This window comes from Neoakkermansia glycaniphila, from assembly GCF_900097105.1.
Classification (GTDB): Bacteria; Verrucomicrobiota; Verrucomicrobiia; order Verrucomicrobiales; family Akkermansiaceae; genus Akkermansia; species Akkermansia glycaniphila.
The window spans coordinates 983,179-999,724 of record NZ_LT629973.1; the positions used below are offsets into that span (position 1 = coordinate 983,179).

At 59.8% G+C, this 16,546-nt stretch carries 16 protein-coding genes; 13 read left to right on the forward strand and 3 right to left on the reverse strand.

Features of this window, described 5'->3' with window-relative positions; translation table 11 throughout:
- Positions 1–31: 31 nt before the first annotated feature.
- The gene (locus PYTT_RS04040) at positions 32–655 is read right to left on the reverse strand and encodes a hypothetical protein (protein WP_071133281.1); all 624 of its coding nucleotides are present in this window, start codon (positions 653–655) and stop codon (positions 32–34) included.
- 125 nt (positions 656–780) lie between these two features.
- Here PYTT_RS04040 and PYTT_RS04045 point away from each other — a divergent pair, with 125 nt between their 5' ends.
- From PYTT_RS04045 to PYTT_RS04060, 4 genes are all read left to right on the forward strand, one after another.
- Positions 781–1,212, forward strand: coding sequence for a type II toxin-antitoxin system RelE/ParE family toxin (locus PYTT_RS04045; RefSeq protein ID WP_245741066.1), 432 nt, complete (start codon positions 781–783; stop codon positions 1,210–1,212).
- A 4-nt stretch (positions 1,213–1,216) separates the two neighbouring features.
- Positions 1,217–2,134 carry an ABC transporter permease gene (locus PYTT_RS04050; RefSeq protein WP_067773597.1) on the forward strand — a complete coding sequence of 306 codons (918 nt, stop codon included), beginning with the start codon at positions 1,217–1,219 and terminating at the stop codon, positions 2,132–2,134.
- Positions 2,135–2,405: 271 nt separating this feature from the next.
- Complete coding sequence (locus PYTT_RS04055; protein ID WP_067773594.1) at positions 2,406–2,942, forward strand: NlpC/P60 family protein; 537 nt, start codon at positions 2,406–2,408, stop codon at positions 2,940–2,942.
- 147 nt (positions 2,943–3,089) lie between these two features.
- Entirely contained in the window at positions 3,090–3,953 is an 864-nt protein-coding gene (locus tag PYTT_RS04060; RefSeq protein ID WP_067773591.1) for an alpha/beta hydrolase, read from the forward strand.
- Positions 3,954–3,971: 18 nt separating this feature from the next.
- On the opposite strand, the gene bioB is transcribed toward PYTT_RS04060, so the two are convergent.
- A complete protein-coding gene (bioB, locus tag PYTT_RS04065; RefSeq protein ID WP_067773706.1) occupies positions 3,972–4,925 on the reverse strand; it encodes a biotin synthase BioB in 954 nt (317 codons plus the stop codon).
- A gap of 134 nt (positions 4,926–5,059) precedes the next feature.
- On the opposite strand from bioB, the gene PYTT_RS04070 reads away from it, so the two are divergent.
- From PYTT_RS04070 to PYTT_RS04110, 9 genes are all read left to right on the forward strand, one after another.
- Positions 5,060–6,061: a thiamine pyrophosphate-dependent dehydrogenase E1 component subunit alpha gene (locus PYTT_RS04070; protein ID WP_245741068.1), complete on the forward strand. Its 1,002-nt coding sequence runs from the start codon at positions 5,060–5,062 to the stop codon at positions 6,059–6,061.
- 12 nt (positions 6,062–6,073) lie between these two features.
- Complete coding sequence (locus PYTT_RS04075; protein ID WP_067773587.1) at positions 6,074–7,045, forward strand: alpha-ketoacid dehydrogenase subunit beta; 972 nt, start codon at positions 6,074–6,076, stop codon at positions 7,043–7,045.
- Positions 7,046–7,049: 4 nt separating this feature from the next.
- Entirely contained in the window at positions 7,050–8,312 is a 1,263-nt protein-coding gene (locus PYTT_RS04080; protein WP_067773584.1) for a dihydrolipoamide acetyltransferase family protein, read from the forward strand.
- Between the two features lie 3 nt (positions 8,313–8,315).
- Positions 8,316–9,134, forward strand: coding sequence for an LpxI family protein (locus tag PYTT_RS04085; protein ID WP_067773581.1), 819 nt, complete (start codon positions 8,316–8,318; stop codon positions 9,132–9,134).
- Between the two features lie 39 nt (positions 9,135–9,173).
- Positions 9,174–9,935 (forward strand): exodeoxyribonuclease III, encoded by a 762-nt coding sequence (locus PYTT_RS04090; RefSeq protein WP_067773578.1) that lies wholly within the window; start codon positions 9,174–9,176, stop codon positions 9,933–9,935.
- A 7-nt stretch (positions 9,936–9,942) separates the two neighbouring features.
- Entirely contained in the window at positions 9,943–10,821 is an 879-nt protein-coding gene (locus PYTT_RS04095) for a hypothetical protein (RefSeq protein ID WP_067773576.1), read from the forward strand.
- Positions 10,822–11,018: 197 nt separating this feature from the next.
- Positions 11,019–13,241 (forward strand): inorganic phosphate transporter, encoded by a 2,223-nt coding sequence (locus tag PYTT_RS04100; protein WP_067773573.1) that lies wholly within the window; start codon positions 11,019–11,021, stop codon positions 13,239–13,241.
- A gap of 113 nt (positions 13,242–13,354) precedes the next feature.
- The gene (locus PYTT_RS04105) at positions 13,355–14,566 is read left to right on the forward strand and encodes a sensor histidine kinase (protein WP_067773570.1); all 1,212 of its coding nucleotides are present in this window, start codon (positions 13,355–13,357) and stop codon (positions 14,564–14,566) included.
- 33 nt (positions 14,567–14,599) lie between these two features.
- Positions 14,600–16,030 (forward strand): sulfatase-like hydrolase/transferase, encoded by a 1,431-nt coding sequence (locus tag PYTT_RS04110; RefSeq protein WP_067773567.1) that lies wholly within the window; start codon positions 14,600–14,602, stop codon positions 16,028–16,030.
- A 13-nt stretch (positions 16,031–16,043) separates the two neighbouring features.
- On the opposite strand, the gene PYTT_RS04115 is transcribed toward PYTT_RS04110, so the two are convergent.
- Positions 16,044–16,508 (reverse strand): hypothetical protein, encoded by a 465-nt coding sequence (locus PYTT_RS04115; protein WP_141675732.1) that lies wholly within the window; start codon positions 16,506–16,508, stop codon positions 16,044–16,046.
- Positions 16,509–16,546 lie beyond the last annotated feature (38 nt).

Genomic DNA, 16,546 nt, shown 5'->3' on the forward strand with positions numbered 1-16,546 from the left:
GTGTGAAAGAAATAAAAAACTATCGGATCAATCAATTCGCATCGACTGCATTCGGGTCACGCAACGTCACATTGGTAAAACGAAGCTGGATATTCGAGTAAACGCCTGTCGTCTCACGTTCGAGATAAATCAGCTTCCCATCCTCATTCTTCGCCGTCGTCACCTCATCGGCCGGAACGCCGTCGCGAAGAGCCAGATCAAAGCGGAAAAGATCGCGCTGCCATTCGCAGGAACCGATTGCTTCACTGCCGGAGGGGAAGCGGATCGACCATGTTTCATTGATACGGTCGCCGTAATCCTGCTTCGCATCCGTAATGCTATTGATCGTATAGCCTGCGAGATCCTTGATCCGCAGAATATAAATATTCTTGTCCTGAGGAGTCTGCTCATACGTATAGGTACCCGTATAGGTACGGGTCAACGCGCCGGACGTATCGCGCTCTTCGCGGGTCACCATATCGCCCGACGGAGCGAACGTGTAGGTGATCGTATAACGCCCATCGACACTGTAGGACATCGAACCGCCGCTCAGGGAAACCGGAGCAAAGGAAACGGTATCGGACGGAGAGGAACCGCTGCTGCCGCTACTGCATGATGACAAGGACCATGCCGCCGCCACTGCAGCAATGAGAGAAATCGTCAAGGATCGTTTCATATTTTCTATCTATGGTATAATCGTACCGGGTCGCGCGCAAAGCCTGCCCCCTTGTTGCTTCAGCATACCGGACAACCTGTTCGGAACGCAAGCCAAAAGTTCATATTCCAACGAAAAACAGCAAAATGCACCGCCTCCTCTCGCAGGCCAAATCCGCACTTGATTTCCCATCCCCCATCCTTTACATTGGTCCTGTGCATCAGATCATCTTCAACGAAATCAGCGCGGCGGAAATTTCCCGGATACCGACACTCGAACAACTGGAGCTTTTCGCCGAATTCCAGGTCACCGAAGAGATCCTGAACAACAAGGCGGATGCCCGCTACGGCTGCGTCGAACGCGCCGGAGAAAAAATCTACCGCTTCCGCACACAGGACTACCGCCTCTACTTCCAGATCGAAGACGGCAACATCATCGTCCACCGCGTGCTGCACAAAAACACCCTGAAAGACTTCCTCTACCGCTCCAACCTCAGCTCCGAAGACCAGGAACTGGGTGAATCCAAACACTTCTGGAAACTCATCGAAGAAGGCGAAAACGCCAAACGGCAAAACTGACATCATGCCCGCCCTGCTGAACAGACTTCTGGCCGCCCCGTCGCGCATCGGCGCGTTGGCGTCCGTAACGTTCGTCCAGCTCGTGCGCATGAAAGTCTTCGTCTTCCTCGCCGTCTTCGCCCTCGCGCTCATCCTGCTGCAAAGCCTGCGCATCAACGACGTACTCGGCCCTGAGACCTACGGGCGGAACGAACTCGCACTCCTGAAAAACACGGCCGTCGGGGGCATGCGCCTCTTCGGCCTCCTCTTCGCCGTCGCCGCCACCTCCCTGCTCCTGCCGAAAGACACGGAAGACCGCATCATCTACACCATCCTCTGCAAACCCGTCCCCCGCTTCGACTACCTGCTGGGGAAAGCCCTTGGAGTCCTCTCCGTCCTCGGCGTCGCCCTGCTCTGCATGGATGCCCTTCTTTCCGTCATTCTCGAAATCCGCACCTCCACCGTGCTGACCGAACAAAGCGCAGTCATGCACGCAGCCGGGCTCACGGAAGCCCAAATGCAACCCTACCTCGAAGGCATCCGGCAGGCTGGCCTCACGTGGGATCTTCAGGCATCCCTCCTTGTCATGTTCATGGAATGGGCCGTCCTCACCTCGCTCACCCTCTTCTTCTCGTGCTTCACCAGCAGCACGCTCACGAGCATGATCTTTGCCTTCGGCTTCTACATCGTCGGCTCGTTCCAATCGCAATTCTTCGGCTTCGCCCTCCACGGGCAGGACGGCGTCAGCCAAACCGTCCAGAACACCACGGACTTCTTCGGAGCCATCGTCCCCAACTTCCAGATCTACGCCATCTCCGACGCCGGAATCAACGGCCGCCCCATCTCGCCCGGCCTCATCGGCTCGCTGACTCTCATCACATGCGCCTACTTCCTGTTCCATTTATGCATGGCTACATGGATATTCCGCCGCAAGGAATTCTAATGTACGGCACGACGCAATAATCAGGTTTTATTGATTATTTTCCCGGCATCTTCCAAGGGCGGAGTTCCCCGGCCGCTTATCCGCCACATCCTGCATACAACCGGATGCCCCATCAAACATACATATTTCCCGTTCACAGAAAATACGTCATTTATGACACTCGAAATTTCCGCACGAGACAACCATTGCACAGGGCTCCAGACTGCCCGCACAACGTGAAGCATGTTTTTTTGCTTGCCACAGGGCATCGAACCTCTATAATCAGAAGCGCATGTTAGCCCGCACTATCTTCCAATGGACGGTTTTTGCCTGTCTGGCCTTTCTCTTCACCGCTTGCCAGCAACAACAGCAATACAGCGCACCGTCCCAGACACCGGCATACCACTTCAAGGCCGGACGTACGGCCATCCTTCTCCGCAACGGCAAAGCCATCGCTCCGCGCAATGCTCCCCTTTCCGTCAAACGAGCCATCGCCGCAGCCAACTCCCTCGTCGGAAAACCCTATCGCATGGGCGGAGGACACAAAAAACACCATGACTCGGGCTATGATTGCTCCGGCAGCACCTCCTTCGTCCTGCGTGAAGCCGGCCTCCTCGACAAAGTCCGCCCGTCCGGCGGCTTCCTGAACTACGGCTCCCCCGGCCCGGGCGACTGGGTCTCCGTCTACATGAAAAACGGCCACGTCTTCCTCTACATCGCCGGACTGCGCTTCGACACCACCGGCTCCGGCAGCGGCGTAGGCCCCCGCTGGTATGCCACGGGGCGCACGGGACGCGGCTTCTACGTCCGCCATCCGCGCGGCTTCTGATTCCGCACTTCATCCTTCCTTCTCAACCCCGCCCGGCTTCAGACCGGGCGGGTTTTTTTTGCGCTTGACCACTCCATGCTTGGAACAGTATAACGACGACACGGCAACTGGATTCACCACTGCCTGTTTATTGCTTTCCATACCGCCATGAGTCACCACTCCTTCCTCTCTCTGATCATCCCCGCTCTGGTTGCCTCCCTTTGCCCCGGCCAGGCCGCCGAAATACGGAACATCACCATTCCCAGCAAAGCCCTGCAACGGGAAGCCCCACTCACCATCGTACTGCCGGACGACTACGGCAAAAGCGAAAAAAAGTATCCCGTCATCTACTTCCTGCACGGGCATGGAGACAACAACACGCACTGGGTCTCCCGCATCCCTCTCATTCCGCAACTGGCGGACGAACTCGGCTTCATCGCCGTGTGCCCGGACGGCCAAAAGAGCTGGTACTTTAACAGCTACACCAACCCCGCCAACCAATTTGAAACCCATATCGTACAGAAAATCGTCCCTTACATCGACAAGAATTTCCGCACGATCGCCACGCGCGACTGCCGCGCCATTACGGGCAACAGCATGGGCGGCCACGGCGCCCTTTATCTCGGAACGCGCCATCCCCAGCTCTTCGCTCAAATCGGAAGCCTCAGCGGAGGCGTCAACATCATCGCGTGGCCCAAAGGATTCAACATAGCCGACTCCCTCGGCGCGTACGAGCAAAACACCAAGCGGTGGGAAGACGGGTGCATCCTCCACATCCTGCCAAAAACGAAACCGGACACTTACCGGAACATTCTCATCTCATGCGGCGATCAGGACTTCTTCCTGCAGGACAACAAACGGCTGGACGAAAAACTCACGCAGGCAGGCATCCGGCACACCTTCACGATTACGCCCGGAGCGCACAACTGGACATACTGGAAAGCCGCCGCGACTCCCCAGATACGCACATTCATCGAAGCGATGCCGTTCGGCAAACCGGCACCTCCGAAGCATCAAACTGCGGTCAAGTGAGGCACGAACATCGCGCGTTCATGCGATTTCCAGCCCAAGCTCCGCCAGCTTCGCCAAATCCGTCTCCACACCCTGCCCGGCAATCGTCAGATAATTGCCCGTCATGAAAGCGGAAGCCCCGGCGGCAAACATCTCGTACTGCCGCTCCTTGAGCACGGACACGCGACCGCCGCAAATGCGCAGCGATGCTTCCGGCATCAAATGGCGGAACAAAGCAATGATGCGCAACGCCTCTTCGGCAGGCATCACCGGGCGATTGCCCAAAGGAGTGCCCGCATGCGGGTACAGGAAATTGAGAGGCACATTCGTAATACCTTCGCGCTTCAGCTCCATGGCAAAATCGAAACGATCCGACCACGTCTCTCCGAGACCGAACAGACCGCCGCAGCAAATCTCCAGCCCATTGTCCAAAGCCTGCCGCACCGTATCGAGACGGTCGCGCCACGTCTGCGTCGTACACACATTCGGATAAAACGACTCGCAGGCTTCAAGATTGTGGTGCAGGCGAGTCATCCCCGCTTCCTTGAGGCGATGCAGCGCATCGTGCTTCAGGCGGCCGAGAGAACCGCACATCTGCGCGCCCTTCTTCCCGGCGCGGGACTCCACGAACTTTGCCAGGGATTCCACATCATCGTCGCTCAACGCGCCTCCGCTCGTCACCAGCCCGCAGCGATGCACGGGATACTCGGCCCAGCCGTCCACAATCTCCTCCAGCTTCTCCTGGCTGAGAAGGGGGTACGTCTCCACATCGGCGGAATTGTGCCCGCTCTGCGAACAGAACTTGCAGTTCATCCCGCAGTTGCCGCTCTTCGCATTGATAATATAGCAAATCTCAACCTTATTGCCGAAAAAACGCTCGCGAATCGCCGTCGCGGAAGCGAACAGCTCCTTCTCGGGCATCTCCAGCAACTCAAACGCCTGCTCCTTCGAAATACCGCCTTCGTTCAGAGCGGCCCGCGTGTACAGTTCCATACAATCCTTCATACGCAACAGGCGCAAAAACCATACGGTAGCGCCGCCCAAGCTAAACACGAAGAGGGCCGCCCGTCAAGAATATTCCATAAAAACGCATTGCACAACAAGCCCGCCGAGTGTAATATACCAGCGTGACCGATACCAGTGAAACCCATGCGGAACTGAAGGAGCCGGCCCTGCGCGCCTACCGCGCCATGGTACTGGCCCGCACGTTCGACAGCAAAATCTCCGCCCTCTACAAGGCAGGAAAAATCATGGGCGGCGTCTTCCTCGGCAGGGGCCATGAAGCCATCGCCGCTTCGGAAGGCGTCTTTCTGACCCCCGGCAAAGACATCTACTTCTCCTTCATCCGCGAACAGGCCGGACGCATCGCCTGGGGCGAACCCATCATCGAAGGCGCGCGCTCCTACTTCGGCTCCGCTCTCGGCTACATGCGCGGCCGCGACGGCAACGTCCACCGCGGCCAGCCCAAAGAAGGCTACATCGTCCCCATCAGCCACCTCGGCAGCGGCGTCGCCGTCGTCGCGGGAGGACTCATCGCCAAACGGCTGAACGGCGAAGTGCCCGGAGCCGTCGGTGTCGCCTGCGTGGGAGACGGCACCACCTCCACCGGAGCCCTGCACGAAGCGGCCAACCTCGCCGCCGTCGAACACCTCCCTCTCGTCCTCGTCGTCACCAACAACCAGTTCGCCTACTCCACGCCGAACATCCGGCAATTCGCCTGCGCCAGCCTCCTCGACCGCGGACGCGGCTACGGCATGGCCGTACATGAAACGGACGGCACCGACTTCATGGCAACCCTGAAAACCATGAAACAGGCCATCGATGCCGCACGCCGGGGCGAAGGCCCCCAGTGGGTACTGGCGAACACCCTTCGCATGTGCGGCCACGGCGAACACGATGATGCCTCCTACATCCCGCAGGAACTCAAGGATGCCTACGCCGCGAAAGACTGCCTCGATGTCGCCGCCCGCCAGCTCCTCCAGCTCGGCTGGATCACCGAAGAAGAAATCGAACGCATCCGGCAGGAATGCGCCGACGAAGTCCAAACCGCCGTCGCACTGGCGCAGCGCGAACCCGAACCCGACCCCTACAGCGACTGGTCGGCCACCTCGTGGGAACCCGCCTACTAACCCCTTCAACACATGAGTGCCACCTACATCGACGCCATCCGGCAAGCTCAGGAAGACCTCCTCTCCGAAGACCCCGACGTCTTCATCTACGGGCAGGACATCGGCCACTTCGGCGGCGCCTTCAAAGCCACCAAAGGCCTCAAAAACCTCTTCCCTGATCGCGTCCTCGACGCCCCCATCAGTGAAGACGCCATGGTCGGCGCAGGCATCGGCGCAGCCCTGCAAGGCAAAAAGCCGATCATCGAAATGCAGTTCTCCGACTTCGGCACCATCGCGCTGAACCAGTTCGTCAACAACGCCGCCTCGCACTACTACCGCACCGGCATCCCCATCAACATCACCCTCCGCATGCCCTGCGGCGGCACCCCCGGAGGCGGCCCCTTCCACAGCCAGAATCTGGAAACCCTCTTCGCCCACTACCCGGGCCTGCACGTCCTCACCCCCGCCACCGTCGCGGACGCCTACTGGATGCTCAAACAGGCCGTCGCCATCCCGGATCCCGTCGTCTTCATGGAACACAAGTTCCTCTACCGCTGGCTCAAGGCGGAAAGCTTCCTCGATGAAGCCCCCCTTCCCATCGGCCAGGCTCGCATCGCCCGGCCCGGCAAACATGCCACCGTCGTCGCCTACGGAGCCATGGTCCCCGAATCCGTCCGCGCCGCAGACGAATTCATGCAGGACAGCGGCTTCGACATCGAAGTCGTCGACCTCCGCAGCGTCAAACCCCTCGACACCGACACCATCATCGCCTCCGTCGCCCGCACGGGAAGACTCCTCGTCGTCGCGGAAGACTTCCCCTGGGGAGGAGTCACGGCCGAAGTCATCTCCCGCGTCGTTGCGGACGGCTTCCACCTCCTCGACGCCCCGCCTCAGCGCCTCACCGCCAAAGACACCCCCATCCCCCACCATCCGAACCTGTGGAAGGCGCACCGGCCCACCATGGAATCCATCACCTCCGCCATCCGCCACCTGCTCACGCTCTAAAGCCATGCCCAAAGTACCAATCCTCATGCCCCAGCTGGGCGAATCCATCGCCGAAGCCACCGTGCTGAGACTCCTCGTCGAACCGGGAGCCACGGTCTCCGCCGACGAAGAAATCTTCGAGGTCGAAACCAACAAGGCCACCATGGGCGTCACCACCCCCTGCGGAGGCACCGTCGCCGAAATCCTCATCAAGGAAGGCGACAACGTCGTCGTCGGCGCCAACATGGCCCTCATCGAAGCCACGGAAGAAGAAATCGAACGCACGGGCTCCTCCCCCCTCGGCGCGGACGGAGCCTCCCCCACCCTACCCACCAGCCCGGAATCCGTCCCGCAGCAAACCGCCTCGAACGAAACCTCCGGAGACGTCGTCCACTTCAAAACACAGGGAGAATACATCGAAAACTCCTCCCTCAAAGTACAGCCCAGCGTCCGCGGATTGCCCGTACCTGTCGGCCTCAAGGGAGCGCACTACCTCTCCCCCCGCATGAAGGCCCGCATGGACGAACTCGGCATCAGCGCATCGGACATCGCCGCCATCGTCGGCTCCGGAGCCGGAGGCCGCGTCACCATCGAAGACCTTGAGCAATTCATCCAGTACGTCGACGAATGGCCCTCCCGCCCCGCCTCCATGATGCGCCGCTCCGTAGCGGACTCCATGCGCCGCAGCTGGACACGCCCCCTTGCCTCGGCAGGACGCCCCATCTACATGGACCCCATCCTGACCCACCGCAAAAACCATCCGCACAAACCCGGCATCACCCTCTACTTCGTCCGCGCCCTCGCGCTTGCCATCGCAGAACATCCGGAAGCCGCCGGCTACCTCGTCGGAGGCCGCATCCTCTCGCCGAAAACCATCGACATCGGCGTCGCCGTACAGGTGGCGGACGGCGTCATGGTACCCGTCATGCGCCGCGTCAACGAATACACCCTCGACGAACTCATCGACGAATACAACAACCTCGTCTCGCAGGCCCGCAGCCGCCGCCTCAAACCCGAAGCGCAGCAGGGAGGCATCGCCACCGTCACCAACTTCGGCGGCTTCGGCCTCACCTTCGCATCCCCCATGCCCCTGCCCAGCGAAAGCCTCATCCTTGGCGTCGGCGCCGTCTCCAAAACACCCGTCTGGAGCGATGAGGTCGAAGCCTTCATCCCCGTCGCCAAAGCCAACATCGTCACCACCTTCGACCACCGCGTCGTGGACGGCGGCGACATCGGCCGCCTCATGCAACGCGTCGCCGACTTCCTGCAGCGCCCCGAGTACATGTAACCCATGAGCGAACAGAGAACCATCCTCGGCATCGTCGCAGGAAGCGGTGCCTACCCCGAAACCCTCATCCGTGCGGCACGCCGCATGCAGCCCGGCCTCACCATCTGCGGCGTAGGATTCCGGGGGGAAACCGGCGAAACCCTCGCGGAACTCTGCGACTCCTTCGAATGGTTCCGCGTCGGCCAGCTCGTCAAACCCCTCCGCTTCCTCCTCAAAAACGGTGTCAGGGAATGCGTCATGACCGGGCAGATCGCCCCGAAAAACCTCTTCAACCTCCGGCCCGACCTCCGCGCCCTCATCCTCCTCTCCCGCCTCAAACGGCGCAACGCCGAAACCATCTTCGGCATGGTCGCGGATGAAGCCGCCCGCGAAGGCATCACCGTCCTCCCGGCCAACACCTACATGGACGACCACATCCCGCAGTCCGGCCACATCGCAGGACCGCAGCCCGACAAACGCCAGCTCGAAGACGCCGCCTACGGCATCTCCATCGCCAAGGAAGTCAGCCGTCTCGACATCGGACAAAGCGTCATCGTCCGCCACGGCACCGTCCTCGCCGTCGAAGGCTACGAAGGCACCAACGAATGCATCAAACGGGGCGCAGCCCTCGGCAGGGGCAAACACGTCACCCTCGCCAAAGTCTCCAAACCCTCGCATGACATGCGCTTCGACATCCCCTGCGTCGGCGAACACACCCTCCTCACCTGCATCGAAGCCGGAGTAGAACAAATCGTCATCGAAGCCCATAACACCATCCTCCTGCAGGAAAACCGGGTCGCCGAACTCTGCAAAAAACACAAAATCACCCTGCACGCCATGTAGCCCCGCTGCATCCGTGCCTCCCCCCACACACGCACAGCCATGAACATCGTCTCCTGGAACGTCAACGGCCTCCGCGCCACCCTCGGCAAAGGACTCGCCGAATCCATAGACAACCTCGCGCCCGACATCCTCTGCCTACAGGAAATCAAGGCTCGCCCCGAACAGGTTGCCGACCTCTGGCTCGCCGCATGGCCCCACCAGCTCTGGAACCCCGCCGACAAACCCGGCTACTCCGGAGTCCTCATCCTCTCAAAAAAAGCCCCCCTCTCCACCTCCCTCGGCATCGGCCACAGCGACCACGACAGCGAAGGCCGCGTCTGCACCATGGAATTCGACGCCTTCCACCTCGTCAACTGCTACACCCCCAACTCGCAGAACGAACTCGCACGCCTCCCCTACCGCCGCGAATGGAACGAAGCCTTCCGGCAATACGTCTGCGACCTCGCCAAAACAAAACCCGTCATCTTCTGCGGCGACCTCAACGTTGCCCACGAAGAAATCGACATCGCCCGCCCCAAAACCAACCACTTCTCCGCCGGATTCTCCGACGAAGAACGCGCCGACTTCACCACCCTGCTCGGCTCCGGCTTCATCGACACATGGCGCCACCTCAACCCCGACACAAGGGATGCCTACTCATGGTGGTCCTTCCGTGCAGGCGCACGCGCCAAAAACATCGGCTGGCGCATCGACTACTTCTGCATCTCGCAGCAGCTCCTCCCGGCGCTCGAAAAAGCCGCCATCCACCCTGAAATCACGGGCTCCGACCACTGCCCCGTCTCCCTCACCATGGATCTCTGATCAGCTTGTGACAGCGGTTGCCATCCTTGGACTCTTCATTTCATCAAGCGACGGAATCGCTCGTCCTCCCGCAGATATTGAAAAAGAACGAGTCGTCGAAAACTGGCGGTTCAGCCTCGAACACCCCTCCCGTTCGCGGTCGCACCCCGCTTGGAAAACAATCTCGACCGCCCTCGTCGTTCGCCATCTCATCACCACCAACCAAACGAACCAGCTGGCATGGCTGCTCGCCATCGACAGCTCCATCTACCTGAACACACGCCAACACCTCCCCCTTGCAACCGAAGATGCACTGACCCTTTTCCATACTCTTCTGGATGCCTACCCGCTGGCAAATCGTGCCAACAAACAAGCCATCCTCGACATTCTTCATCGCGAATTCCCTATTTGCCTTCTCCCAAACCGCCGCGGAGAACAAACGATCGACCGCATCCGCAACTGGCTGGACAAACATGAAGAACACCCTTCCTTCCACGTCCGGCCATACTCACCCGACAGCCCTCGCCAAAGAATCTTCACATGGCAGACGGATTGGAACTCCCTCCGGTTGCAGGAAGATTGCTACCTCTTTCCCATTCCCGGCGACCGCTACTCCGCCATCGTACACTGGCACGGGGCAGCCGACGGAAGCACGCTCTACGACATCTATCTTTTCCAAAAGAATCAAACCGGCAAATGGCAACACAAACGTTGCGTCGCAATATGCACCAAACATACCGATGCACCGGAGCCGGGACCGCAACTGCTTTCTTTCGGAACAAACGACTTCACGGTCACCTTCCACACACAAGGCAAAAACGGAACACCGACCACCCGTTCCTTCTCCTACGATGGAGCACCCCATGACGAATGGGACTGCCTGCCCTCCCGCTATCCGGAAGAATAGCCAACCATCGTCGCGATGGCATGCCAAACGCCTCAACACCCTTGCTGTCAGCCTCATCAATAAAACAGAAGGAGAACTGAAATCTCCCTTTGTGACGAAATCGTCACAAAGAAAAAGGCGTTTGTCACACGCTTGCGTGCTACATAATACCCCCAACATCGGAGTACGCAACTCCTGCAAGACAACAAGACACTAGAATGGACACCATCTACATCGTCATCCTCGGCATCCTGCTCCTCCTGGCAGGCTTCGACCTCGTAGTCGGCGTATCGAACGACGCCGCCAACTTCCTCAACTCCGCCGTCGGCTCACGCGCCGCCTCGCGCAGCGTCATCATCGCCGTTGCGGCTGTGGGTGTCGTCATCGGCTCCTCCTTCTCCAGCGGCATGATGGAAATCGCCCGAAGCGGCGTCTTCGTCCCCGCGCAGTTCAACTTCCACGACATCATGCTGCTCTTCCTCGCCGTGATGCTGACGGACGTCATCCTGCTGGACCTCTTCAACACCTTCGGCCTGCCCACATCCACCACCGTCTCCCTCGTCTTCGAACTCCTCGGTGCAGCCGTCGCCGTCGCCGTGTACAACATGTGCACCATGGGAGACAACGTCGTGCAGAACCTCAGCGACTATATCAACTCCTCAAAAGCGCTAGCCATCGTCACCGGCATCTTCGCTTCAGTCGGCGTCGCCTTCACCTGCGGCATCGTCATCATGTGGATATCGCGCCTCATCTTCAGCTTCCGCTACCAGAAAACCTACAAATACATCGGTGCCATTTGGTGCGGCCTCGCCCTCACTGCCATCACCTACTTCGCCATCTTCAAGGGACTCAAGGGCAGCACCATCCTCGACAAGGAAACCGTCAAATACCTCGACACCCACCTTCACTACTGCCTCCTCGCCTCCTTCGCCGGCTGGACCGTCCTGATGTTCATCCTGCAGCACCTCGGCCGCGTCAACATCCTCAAATTCATCGTCCTCGCGGGCACCATGGCACTCGCCCTCGCCTTCGCGGGCAACGACCTCGTCAACTTCATCGGCGTCTTCATGGCCGGGCAATCCTCCTATGAAATCGCCCAGGCGCACGTCGCCGCCGGAGGCAACCTCTCCGACCTCTACATGGGCGACCTCGCCAAACCCGTCGTCGCCGACTGGCGCTACCTCATCGTTGCTGGCCTCATCATGGTAGGCGCGCTCATGTTCTCCAAAAAAGCACGCACCGTCACCGACACCGAAGTCAACCTCGCCCGCAAAAACGGCGGCATGGAACGCTTCGGCTCCGCACCGCCCGCCCGCATGCTCGTGCGCTACACCCTCAAATTCGCACAGGGCCTCACCCGCATCACCCCGGCTCCCATCGCCCGCTTCATCGGCAAACGCTTTGAGCCCCTCCCCGCGTCCGAAGACAACGGACAGGCCTTCGACCTCATCCGCGCCTCCGTCAACCTCACCATTGCAGCCCTCCTCATCTCCCTCGCCACCTCGCTCAAACTCCCGCTTTCCACCACCTACGTCACCTTCATGGTCGCCATGGGTTCCTCCCTCGCCGACCGCGCATGGGGACGCGATAGCGCCGTCTACCGCATCACCGGCGTCATGACCGTCATCGCGGGCTGGTTCTTCACCGCCTTTGCGGCCTGCACCGCTGCCTTCATCTGCGCCATGGTCCTCATGGCCGGAGGCTTCGGAGGCATCGTCCTCATGGTCGGCATTGTCGCAGCCCTGCTCATCAAATCTGCCATCATGCACAAAAACAAGCATAAGAAACAGGTGGAAGAACTCAACCTCGGCAACGACAACACCCTCCGCAGCATCGGCATCGGCTCCGCCGAGCTCCTCGGCCGCGTCCTCGGAATCTACAAAGGCTCCATCGACGCCCTCATTACCGAAAACCGCAAGCAACTCAAGAAATTCCGCAAGGAAACCAAGGAAATCGGCAAAGAACTGCGCGACAGGAAAAACTTCGAAATCATCCCGAGCCTCCGGCACATCTCGCCCGACCTCGTCGACCGCGGCCAGCTCCTCTTCCGCGTCACCGAAAGCATGCAGGCCACCGTCGAATCCCTCAACATCATCGTCCAGGCCAGCTTCAGCCACATCGACAACAACCACGCCGGACTCGACCACGAACAGGCGCAGGAACTCCTCGCCCTCACCGAACACGTCGCCAAATTCTACCCGGAACTCTGTGGCATGCTCCGCGCCAGCAACTACGCCGGACTTGAAAAAGCCCTCGAAGAAGCCACCGACCTCAGTGAAGAATTCGCCGACAGCATCCGCCACCACCTCCTGCGCGGAACCGAAGACGAAAGCCAGGCGCGAAACAGCATCCTGTACCTCAACCTTCTGAACGAAACGCGCTCCATGATCCGCCGCTCATACAGCCTGATGAAAGATCAGAAAGACCTCCTCGAAGGCTGATCTTCCTCAAACCGCCGCCTCGCGCGCCGATACCTTTTTCATCGCATTTCCGCAGAAAACAGGCTACAATCGGTGCGCGGGCATCCCGCACCCTAACCTTCCTCCACAACACCATGGTATCCTGGGGTCTCACAACGGGGTTCATCCTCATCGCCTTCCTCATCCCATACAGCTTCAACCGCATGCGCCTGCGGCGGATGAAGGAGGAACTCGAACGCGCCAAACTCGAACTGCACCACCTGCGGCTTCGGGACAAGGAAACCGAACGCCGCCTCCAGCAGGACAAAGCCCTCTTCCTCGAGGCCCTCGGCGTACCCTTCCTCATCATGCGCCCGTCCGGCAGGCTCATCATGGCCAACGCCCTCGCCGGGGCCCTCCTCGGCATCGACGAAAAAAAACCGATGAACCTCCTGCGCGTCCTCGAAGCATCCGCCTTCCGCAACGTCCTCGAACACGCCGCCAACGCTGCCGAACCCTGGATGGAAACCGTCGACATCCAGACCACCGCCAAAAGCCCCGTCCCGGAAACGCGCAACTACCAAATCATCTCCACCCCCCTCAACAACGGAGAAAACCACATCGGCATCGTCTTCCACGACGTCACCGGAGAACACCGCACCCAAATCATGCGCCGCGACTTCGTCGCCAACGCCTCACATGAACTCCGCACCCCCCTCACCATCATCCGCGGCTACCTCGAAAACCTCCTCGAAGACGAAGAAATGGGCAACGACCCCGCCACCCGCAACCACGTCCTCGACCTCATGATGAAACACACCCAGCGCATCGTTCGCCTCGTTGAAGACATGCTCGTCATCTCCCGCCTCGAAACGCCGGAAACCGGATACCTCCAAAACGAAACCTTCGACCTCTGCGAGATCGCGGAAGATGTCGCCCTTCGCCTCGAAAGCCTCGGCAACCACAACGGTGCCACCATCTCCATCGACATCTCCCCGAAACCCTACATCCTCTCGGGAGACAAATTCTACTGGACCCAGGTACTCTTCAACCTGATGGAAAACGCCCTCAAGCAAAACCCCGCCCCGGGCCTCCGTCTCCGCCTCGAAGCACGCGACGCAAACGGCAAACACATCATCCGCGTCATCGACGACGGCATCGGCATCCCCGCCGAGCACCTCCCCTACATCTTCAACCGCTTCTACCGCGTCCAGCAATCCGGCCCCATCAAAGGCACAGGACTCGGCCTCTCCATCGTCCGCCGCGCCGTCGAAGCGCACCACGGCACCATCGGCGCCACCAGCACCCCCGGCAAGGAAACCGCCTTCACCATCGAACTGCCCATCGCCAAAAACGCGATCGGATGAAAGAACCCCTTCACATCATACGTATTATTAAACATGATGTGGAAAAAACTCGCTTGCTTCATCCTCTCCACTCTGGCGTGGAACCACGCAACCGGACAAACTGAACCAGCCGAATCCACCCGTCCCAACCTCGTCGTCATCATTGCGGATGACCTCGGATACGGCGACCTCGGCTGCACCGGATCTCTCCAGATCCCCACGCCCCACATCGACAGCCTCGCCCGGCAGGGCGTCATCTGCACCCGCGCCTACGTCACCGCTCCCATGTGCGCCCCTTCCCGCATGGGCCTGCTCACCGGCAAATTCCCGAAACGCTACGGCATCACCACCAACCCCAACACGCAAATCGACTACCTGCCGGAATCCCATTACGGACTGCCGCAAACAGAAACCTGCCTTCCCGCCTACCTCAAAAGCAAAGGCTACGCCAGCGCAGCCATCGGCAAATGGCACCTCGGCCACACCGAAGGATACACACCCACCGACCGGGGATTCGACACTTGGTGGGGATTCCTCGGCGGCTCCCGCCACTATTTCGAGCGCAAACCCGAAATCGCGGGCCTCAACCCCTCGCAAATCCAAACCAACACCGGGGCGGACACCAAAATCACCTACCTCACCGACGACATTGCCCGCGAAAGCGTCCGCTTCATCCGCTCGCAGCAGCACAGCGACAAACCCTTCTTCCTGTACGCCGCATTCAATGCACCGCACTGGCCGCTTCAAGCCACCCCCGCAGACCTTGAACAATTCAAACACATCCGCCCGGGCGACAGGCGCACCTACTGCGCCATGGTCTACGCACTGGATAGGGCCGTCGGCAATATCCTCGCCGCTCTCGATGAAACCGGCAAGGCAAACGACACCATCGTCATCTTCCTCTCCGACAACGGCGGCGCACCGGACAGCCCCGCCTGCAACGCCCCTCTGAAAGGGGAAAAACGCCTCCACTACGAAGGCGGCGTCCGCGTCCCCTTCATCGTCCGCTACCCGGCCAATGCACAGCTGAAACCCGGCAGCACCTGCGGACAAGTCGTCTCCACCGTCGACATCCTCCCCATGATGCTCGCCGCCAATGGCATTACCCAACCCGAAAAGCTCGACGGAACCGACCTCCTGCGGCTCCTTCCCATGCAGGACAACCGCGAAAAACGCACCCTCTACTGGTGCACGGACTACACCTCGGCCATCCTCGACGGCGACGACAAATACATCCTCGTTCCCGACCGTGCGCCGCAGCTCTACGACATTGCCCGCGACAACAGCGAAACGAACGACCTCTACTCCTCGCACATCGGAGAAGCTTCCCCTCTCGCCGGAAAACTCGGCTCCTACCTCACCACCACCCCGGCCTGCCGCTATCCGGATGCCATTTCATGGTCCTCCGGCCTACTGAAACAATACAGCAAAGCCAAACCCGCCACACAACCCGGAAACTCAGCCCCAAACAAACAGGCCCCTTAACGCGCACCGGGCATCACACCCCAGCCCCGCTCGCACCCATCTTCCGGTGCACCTGCCTCTCCTCATCGGTAAAAGAAAGCACTTTGACAGGCATCGCCGTATCCTCCTTGAGGTCTCCTGAACTGAAAGCGTTAGCCGGCCCCATCAGAAAAGGCAACGGCATCCCCTTCAGAGCCCGGGAAAAAGACAGCATCAGACGAAAATCCGTATAATAGCCGGGACGCTGCACAATCTCCTGCACGGACTTATTCCTATTCGTACCGGAAAGCAGATAATACCGCACTTCGCCGCCCACCTTAACCTTGTAACACTCGATCCCCTTGAAATCATGCAAATCCTTCAAGGGATCGCCGTGCACTCCGGCCTGAATGGACTGCGCCTGCTTCTCAGGCGCTTTCCCGGCAGCCTCATCTGCCGCACCAACCATCGGCACAGCCCATAAACAAGCCAACAGCATCGGCATCGTTGTTTTCATCATCTTCTCATCATAATCGGCCATGAACGAAGCGCAAACCA

Coding starts and splice junctions, on each gene's coding strand:
- PYTT_RS04055 (WP_067773594.1), top strand. CDS start 2,406: ATGTTAGCCCGCACTATCTTCCAATGGACGGTTTTTGCCTGTCTGGCC.
- PYTT_RS04115 (WP_141675732.1), bottom strand. CDS start 16,508: ATGATGAAAACAACGATGCCGATGCTGTTGGCTTGTTTATGGGCTGTG.
- PYTT_RS04080 (WP_067773584.1), top strand. CDS start 7,050: ATGCCCAAAGTACCAATCCTCATGCCCCAGCTGGGCGAATCCATCGCC.
- PYTT_RS04075 (WP_067773587.1), top strand. CDS start 6,074: ATGAGTGCCACCTACATCGACGCCATCCGGCAAGCTCAGGAAGACCTC.
- PYTT_RS04040 (WP_071133281.1), bottom strand. CDS start 655: ATGAAACGATCCTTGACGATTTCTCTCATTGCTGCAGTGGCGGCGGCA.
- PYTT_RS04105 (WP_067773570.1), top strand. CDS start 13,355: ATGGTATCCTGGGGTCTCACAACGGGGTTCATCCTCATCGCCTTCCTC.
- PYTT_RS04050 (WP_067773597.1), top strand. CDS start 1,217: ATGCCCGCCCTGCTGAACAGACTTCTGGCCGCCCCGTCGCGCATCGGC.
- PYTT_RS04090 (WP_067773578.1), top strand. CDS start 9,174: ATGAACATCGTCTCCTGGAACGTCAACGGCCTCCGCGCCACCCTCGGC.
- PYTT_RS04110 (WP_067773567.1), top strand. CDS start 14,600: ATGATGTGGAAAAAACTCGCTTGCTTCATCCTCTCCACTCTGGCGTGG.
- bioB (WP_067773706.1), bottom strand. CDS start 4,925: ATGGAACTGTACACGCGGGCCGCTCTGAACGAAGGCGGTATTTCGAAG.
- PYTT_RS04045 (WP_245741066.1), top strand. CDS start 781: ATGCACCGCCTCCTCTCGCAGGCCAAATCCGCACTTGATTTCCCATCC.
- PYTT_RS04100 (WP_067773573.1), top strand. CDS start 11,019: ATGGACACCATCTACATCGTCATCCTCGGCATCCTGCTCCTCCTGGCA.
- PYTT_RS04085 (WP_067773581.1), top strand. CDS start 8,316: ATGAGCGAACAGAGAACCATCCTCGGCATCGTCGCAGGAAGCGGTGCC.
- PYTT_RS04060 (WP_067773591.1), top strand. CDS start 3,090: ATGAGTCACCACTCCTTCCTCTCTCTGATCATCCCCGCTCTGGTTGCC.